Here is a 4,558-nt window from a genome sequence, read left to right as displayed (position 1 = left end):
TCGGCCTGCACCGCAGCCGCCCGCGCTTCGCGCCGTTCCTCGGGGCGCGCCCCGTTCACGAGGCGCAGCTCTTCGGCGTCGGCGACGGCCAGCGCCGCCCGCGCGCTGGCTACCCGGGCGGCGTAGTCGGCGTCCTCGAGCCGGGCAATCACCGCGCCGGCCTCGACACGATCGCCTTCCTCGACCTGCAGGGCGGACAGGCGTCCCGAGACCTCGGCGGCCACCTCGAGTTCCTCCGAGACGGCTTCGACACGTCCCGGCGCCACCACGCGCGCGACGTCCGTCGTCGGCCCCCCGGTCTCGCGCGCGGCGGGGACGCCGGCCGCCGACGAGCCCGACCGCGCCCACATCAGCCAGCCGCTCGCGCCGAGCAGCACAAGTCCGGTCGCCACCATCGTTCTCATCGTCTTCATCCTGTGTCTCGCAAGGCTCATGGGAGGGACGCCTCGCCGAGGCGTCCGTGGGAGGGTTCGCCGTGGAGCACGCCGTCCTCGATGTGCACGATGCGATCGGCGTACGGCAAGGTGCGCGGGTCGTGCGTGACGAGCACGACGGCCCGTCGCTGCTCGGTGGCCACGCGGCGCAGCAGGTCGAGCACGCGCTCGCCCGAGGTGTGATCGAGCGCCGCCGTCGGTTCGTCCGCGAGGACGATGTCGGGCTCGCCGACCAGGGCCCTGGCGATGGCGACGCGCTGTTTCTGACCGCCGGACAGGTCGCCCGGACGGTGATGCGCGCGATCGGCGAGTCCGACCGCGTCGAGCGCGGCGAGGGCGCGACGATCGGCCTCGCGCCCGCGAATGCCGCGCAGGTCGAGCGCGATGGCGACGTTCTCCGCCGCGGTCAGCGCCGGAAAGAGATTGAAGCCCTGGAAGACGAAGCCGATGTGCCGCAGGCGCACCTCTGGCAGCGCCCGCTCGGGCAGGCCGACGATCTCGCGGCCAGCGATCGCCACACTCCCGCCCGTGGCCTGCAGGATGCCGCCCATGATCGACAGCAGCGTGGTCTTGCCCGATCCGGACGGGCCCATCATCAGCAGGACCTCGCCGGCGTGTACGTCCAGGTCCACGCCGCGCAGGGCGTGGACCGCGGTCTCTCCCGCACCGTAGGACTTGACGACCCGGCGGACGGCAATGGCTGCAGACACGTCGCCTACCCCTTGAAGACCATCGCGGGGTCGATCCGCGTGACCTTGTTGATCGAGACCATGGACGCACCGATGCACATGCCCATCGTCAGCGCGAACAGGCCGACGGCCAGCGGTGCCGGGATGATGATGGCGGTGGTGCCAGCCAGCGACCCGCGCGACACGACGGTGGCGATGGCGATGGCGATGGCATAGCCGATGAGGCCGCTGATCGTCGCCTGCCGGATGATGACCCGGTAGATGTAGCCGTTGGTGGCGCCCATCGCCTTCAAGGTGCCGTACTCGCGAATGTGGTCGACGGTCGCGGCGTAGATCGTCTGCGCCACCACCACCACGCCGACCAGCAGCCCGAGCCCGGCGGCGATCAGCACGGTGATGCCGGCCCCGGTGCCGAACATCCAGTAGTCCTGCTGCTTCTGGCTCCACGCCGCCGTACTGAGCGCCGTGACGTCCGGCACCGTCGCCTCGATGCGGGCCGCGAGTGCCTCCGGGTCGACGCCCGGTGTTCCCTTCACGAGCAGATACATCGCCTGGTCGGACCGCAGCCCGGCGTAGTCCTGCGCCCGCTCGACCGAGGTGAACACCGGCGGCGCCGTCGTGAAGGTGCGGATCCCTCGCGTGAACCCGACAACGCGGACGCGGTGCCCGCGAATCTCGAGGACCTGTCCGAGGTGCGTGACGCCGAGCTTGTCGCGGTACAGCTCGTCGACGATGACGGCGTCGGGGCGCGCGAGGTCGGCGATCGAGCCGGCCACGAGGTTCCACGGCTGGCCCATCACGCCGCCGAGTTCGAGACCGATCAGCAGGCAGCCCTCCTGCGCGCCGTCGGGTCGCTTCCAGTTACCGAAGGCCACGAGGTGCGACTGCACGGTGGCCACGCCGTCGACCGCCTGCACCTGATACGCCCGCACCTCTGGGATTTCCACCCCGTTCTCGAGGTTGCCGACGCCGCGCGACATCACCCACACGTCGGCGCCCGAGTGGCGGATGACGTCGGAGGTCGCCCGTGTGAAGCCGACGAACAAGCCGAGCTGGATGGCCGACAGCACCACCGAGAACACGATGCCGGTCAGCGTGACGACGAACCGGATGCGGTCGTGGAGCAGGTTCCGGAGGGCGAGGGATCGCATGGTCGGCGGTCCTGGCTCAGGCGGCCGCGTGGCGATACCACTCGACGGTGGCCGCAAGCGCCTCGTCGAACGGCGTGGCGTGCAGTCCGAAGGTGGTCTCGGTGTCGGTGGCGTCGATGACGAACGGCTTCGTGAACTGGTACTCGACCTCGAGCAGTTCGCGCATCGGCGCGGAGAACAGCCCCAGCGCGCGCAACAGGATGTGCGGCAGGGGCCGCACCGTCACGACCCCTCGGGCCGGCATGGTGCCTGCGACGCGGGCCAGCGCCTGGATCGCCTCGCGCTGGGTCAGGGGCGGCGGGGACGGCACGTGCCAGATCCGCCCCCACGCGCGCGGGTCGGCGGCCAGCGTGATGGCTGTGCGCGCAACATCGGGCACGTAGGTGAGGGAGTGCGGGACGTCAGCCGAGCCGATCACGCCCACGCTGCGGCCGGCGAGCACTGCCGGCACGGTCAGCTCACCGAACGACGAGACCCGCACGTGCGGACCGAAGAAATCACTCGCTCGCACGATGACCACCCGCAGGTCGCCCGTGCGACCGGCGGCGAGCAGCGAGGCCGCCATCTGGGCCCGCACGCGGCCCTTCGAGAACGTCGCGGACTGCGGCAGCGCACTGGTCAGCGGCGCGCCGTCGACGTCGCCATACGCATAGAGGTTGTCGACCAGGACGAGCGTGGCGCCGTGCGCCGTGGCGGCGTCCAGGACATGACGATGCAGGGTGGGCCACTCGGCCGGCCAGCGGTGATAGGGCGGATTGAGGGCGTTGTAGATCACGGCCGCCCCGGCCGTCGCGTGACGGAGCGCCGCGGCGCTCGAGGCGTCGGCCCGCACGAGAGACACGCCAGGCAGGGTCGGCCCGAGCCCGCGGCGGCTGACGAGGCGCACCTGCTGTCCCTGGCCGGCGAGCTGACTCGCCAGGGTCACGCCGACAGGGCCAGCGCCCAGCACCACATGCAGGGCCGTCGAGGCGTCGGTCGGGGTCACATCGGTCATGGCCATCGGTTCCTCCACTTAACAACGTTAAGTTAACGCCGTTAACCCGGACTGTCAAGACGACGCCGGCGCGCGGCTCCCCCACCGTGGGGGAGGCCCCTCCGGGGCGACCTCAGGCCTGGCGCAACCCGGCGATCATGGTGTCGATGAGGTGCTCGGTCAGCTTCTTCCGGGAGACCCAGGGGAAGTGCGGGTGAGCGATGAAGAGGGCCACGAGCCCGTGCGTGGACGCCCAGAGGCCCTGCGCTGCCATGTCCACGTCCATGGCCGGCAGGTCGCCGGCCTCGATGCCGCGTCGCAGGGCGACACGCAGGACGTCGAAGGCCCGGTTGCCCGCCGAGGCCGCGAAGCCGTCGGGATCGGGCTCGGCCTGTCCGCTGCCCATCGTGAAGGTCAGCGTGTAGTCGGACGGGTGCTGCAGCCCGAACTGCACGTAGAGGCGCAGGCCGTCGCGGAGGAACTGCAGCGGGGGCTGTGGCCTGGCCGCGAGCCGCTCGAGACGAGCCGCGAGCCGCGCGAAGGTCTCTTCGCACACGGCTTCGAGCAGCGCGTGCTTGTCCTTGAAGTGGAGGTAGATGGCCGTCGGCGAATAGTCGATGCGCGCGGCCAGCTTGCGCATGGTCACCGCCTCGAACCCCTCCTCGGCGAACATCGCTCGCGCCGCCGTCACGATCTCGCGGCGGAGGTCGGGCTTCTGACGCGGGCGACGGGCGACGGTGGGCATGCGAACGGTGCCACGGTATCGCACCCGGCGACGACCGTCCACGGGCGCGGCACCGGCCCTGTCGAAATGGCCGGACCTCGCGCGTCATCCCGGTGCAGGGCCCCTGTGACCGCGCGGCAGCCGGCCGCGTCCGATACGCTCGGGCCACCATCGAGGCACCGCCTCGCAGGAGACGACCATGAAGTACATGCTGATGTTCTACGAGACCGAGGCCACCTTCGCCGACCGGGAGTCCGCCAATGCGGGGGCCTACTGGGCCGGCTGGACGGCGTACATCCAGGCCCTCAACGCCGCCGGGATCGTCGCCAGCGGGCAGGGATTGCAGGCGCCGGCCACGGCGACGACCGTTCGCGTGCAGGGCGGCACGCGTCGCCTGCAGGACGGCCCGTTCGCCGACACCAAGGAGCAGTTCGCGGGGTTCTTCATCATCGACGTGCCGAATCTGGACGACGCCCTCGCCTGGGCGGCGCGGGCCCCGTGCGCCGAGACGGCGGGCGTCGAGGTGCGGCCGGCGCTGCTGCCGATGGCGTGATGTCGGCCGATCTGGCGCGGCGCGCCCCCCCGGG

The 4,558-nt window shown here is 71.4% G+C and carries 6 protein-coding genes; 1 reads left to right on the top strand and 5 read right to left on the bottom strand.

The genetic code is table 11. From position 1 onward, the window contains the following. The 5 genes from Q0C41_RS29935 to Q0C41_RS29915 all read right to left on the bottom strand — a co-directional run. On the bottom strand, nt 1-404 hold a 404-nt coding region (locus Q0C41_RS29935; protein WP_291990435.1), incomplete at its 3' end, for a biotin/lipoyl-binding protein. 26 nt (nt 405-430) lie between these two features. After that, complete coding sequence (locus Q0C41_RS29930) at nt 431-1,144, bottom strand: ABC transporter ATP-binding protein (protein ID WP_291990433.1); 714 nt, start codon at nt 1,142-1,144, stop codon at nt 431-433. 5 nt (nt 1,145-1,149) lie between these two features. Further along, nucleotides 1,150-2,274: an ABC transporter permease gene (locus Q0C41_RS29925; RefSeq protein ID WP_291990431.1), complete on the bottom strand. Its 1,125-nt coding sequence runs from the start codon at nt 2,272-2,274 to the stop codon at nt 1,150-1,152. Nucleotides 2,275-2,290: 16 nt separating this feature from the next. Further along, the gene (locus Q0C41_RS29920) at nt 2,291-3,274 is read right to left on the bottom strand and encodes an NAD-dependent epimerase/dehydratase family protein (RefSeq protein ID WP_291990429.1); all 984 of its coding nucleotides are present in this window, start codon (nt 3,272-3,274) and stop codon (nt 2,291-2,293) included. 106 nt (nt 3,275-3,380) lie between these two features. Continuing rightward, nucleotides 3,381-3,992, bottom strand: coding sequence for a TetR/AcrR family transcriptional regulator (locus Q0C41_RS29915; RefSeq protein WP_291990427.1), 612 nt, complete (start codon nt 3,990-3,992; stop codon nt 3,381-3,383). Nucleotides 3,993-4,170: 178 nt separating this feature from the next. On the opposite strand from Q0C41_RS29915, the gene Q0C41_RS29910 reads away from it, so the two are divergent. After that, on the top strand, nt 4,171-4,524 hold the full coding sequence (locus tag Q0C41_RS29910; protein ID WP_291990425.1) for a YciI family protein: 354 nt from the start codon (nt 4,171-4,173) through the stop codon (nt 4,522-4,524). The last annotated feature ends 34 nt before the right edge of the window (nt 4,525-4,558 follow it).

It is taken from the genome of Luteitalea sp. (assembly GCF_022842525.1).
GTDB lineage: Bacteria > Acidobacteriota > Vicinamibacteria > Vicinamibacterales > Vicinamibacteraceae > Luteitalea.
This window is presented reverse-complemented; position numbering and strand designations above follow the sequence as displayed.

Coding starts and splice junctions, on each gene's coding strand:
- Q0C41_RS29925 (WP_291990431.1), bottom strand. CDS start 2,274: ATGCGATCCCTCGCCCTCCGGAACCTGCTCCACGACCGCATCCGGTTC.
- Q0C41_RS29920 (WP_291990429.1), bottom strand. CDS start 3,274: ATGGCCATGACCGATGTGACCCCGACCGACGCCTCGACGGCCCTGCAT.
- Q0C41_RS29915 (WP_291990427.1), bottom strand. CDS start 3,992: ATGCCCACCGTCGCCCGTCGCCCGCGTCAGAAGCCCGACCTCCGCCGC.
- Q0C41_RS29910 (WP_291990425.1), top strand. CDS start 4,171: ATGAAGTACATGCTGATGTTCTACGAGACCGAGGCCACCTTCGCCGAC.